The 1034-nt window shown below is 35.6% G+C and carries 1 protein-coding gene; it reads left to right on the top strand.

What is annotated here, in order from left to right; all coding sequences use genetic code 11:
* Positions 1-111 precede the first annotated feature (111 nt).
* Positions 112-1020 (top strand): IS982 family transposase, encoded by a 909-nt coding sequence (locus tag WFY05_RS22235; RefSeq protein WP_340115146.1) that lies wholly within the window; start codon positions 112-114, stop codon positions 1018-1020.
* The last annotated feature ends 14 nt before the right edge of the window (positions 1021-1034 follow it).

The raw sequence follows: 1034 nt of genomic DNA, 5'->3' as shown, positions 1-1034 counted from the left end.
AACGTCAGTTCGACATAAGAAACACAATAATTTATTAGAAAAGAAACAAGGTTTTGTTTATATTTAAGTATCTCACATTTAAATATTTAACAAACAAAACCTTGTTCTAATATGGACTCTAAAATTACCGAAATTTTCTATCTGGTTGACGAATTTTGTAAAGAATTTGAAAGAAATAAGGAGGGACACATCCTCACAGAAGAAACCTCAGTAAAACGGAGGAAGCGTAAATTTACCTTATCTGACAGCGAGGTTATTACCATCGTAATCATGTTTCACTTAAGAAATTACCGGTGTTTAAAGCATTTTTACATCATGCATGTACAGAAGCATATGCAATCTGATTTTCCGAAAACAGTAGCATACAACCGTTTTGTAGAACTACAACAAAAAGCCTTAATGCCAATGGCTGTGTTTCTTCAATTATGCTGTCTTGGCAAATGTACAGGTGTTTCATTTATTGATTCTACACCGATCCGGGTTTGCCATATAAGACGTGAGTTCCAACACAAAACCTTTAAAGGTCTGGCTGCAAAGGGCCAATGCTCGATGGGATGGTTTTTCGGGTTCAAGCTGCACATTGTAATCAACGACAAAGGAGAAATCCTTGATTTTCTTTTTACCCAGGGCAATGTTGATGACAGAGAACCTCTGAAAAACAAAAACTTTCATGATAAGATTTTCGGGAAACTGGTTGGCGATAAAGGCTATATATCCAAAACATTATTTGATGAACTTTTTATTGATGGCATCCACTTAATCACCAAGATTCGAAAGAATATGAAAAACTCATTGATGCAACTACAGGATAAAATCCTGCTTCGTAAAAGAGCATTAATTGAAACAGTAAACGATGAATTGAAAAACATCTGTCAAATTGAACATACCAGGCACCGTAGCTTTGAAAACTTCCTTACAAACTTGCTTTCGGGATTGATCGCATATTCCTTTCTGGATAAAAAGCCAAAACTCAACCTGGAAGAAATTGTCGAAGAAAGACGTGTTTGCTCTTTCTCTTAGATCGAACTCACGTT

Origin of the sequence: Maribellus mangrovi, assembly GCF_037646455.1 — a bacterium.
In the GTDB taxonomy this organism is placed as follows: Bacteria; Bacteroidota; Bacteroidia; order Bacteroidales; family Prolixibacteraceae; genus Draconibacterium; species Draconibacterium mangrovi_A.
The sequence above is the reverse complement of the archived record's forward strand: the minus strand, read 5'-3'. Positions and strand labels throughout refer to the sequence as shown.